This window comes from Priestia sp. SIMBA_032 (assembly GCF_046535215.1).
GTDB classification, from domain to species: domain Bacteria; phylum Bacillota; class Bacilli; order Bacillales; family Bacillaceae_H; genus Priestia; species Priestia aryabhattai.
Genome location: NZ_JAWRXD010001208.1, coordinates 1 through 250, shown reverse-complemented (window position 1 = coordinate 250; position 250 = coordinate 1). Strand labels below are relative to the sequence as shown.

The 250-nt window shown below is 29.6% G+C and carries 1 pseudogene; it reads left to right on the top strand.

Annotation, left to right across the window (positions count from 1 at the left end):
- Positions 1 to 250: pseudogene (locus tag SB717_RS38160) on the top strand (magnesium-translocating P-type ATPase); the annotation flags it as partial.

The window sequence follows — 250 nt, the reverse complement described above, 5'->3', positions numbered from 1 at the left end:
ACATGTCTAAACAAAAAGTAATTGTAAAACAGCTAAATTCTATTCAAAACTTAGGTGCTATGAACATTCTTTGTACAGATAAAACCGGAACTTTAACAGAAGATAAAGTTGTCCTTGTTCGTCACTTAGATTCTAATGGAAATAAATGCAATCGTGTCTTGCAATTTGCCTATTTAAATAGTTTCTATCAAACTGGATTGAAAAACTTAATAGATAAAGCTGTTATTAAGCATACAGAGGAAAACAATAC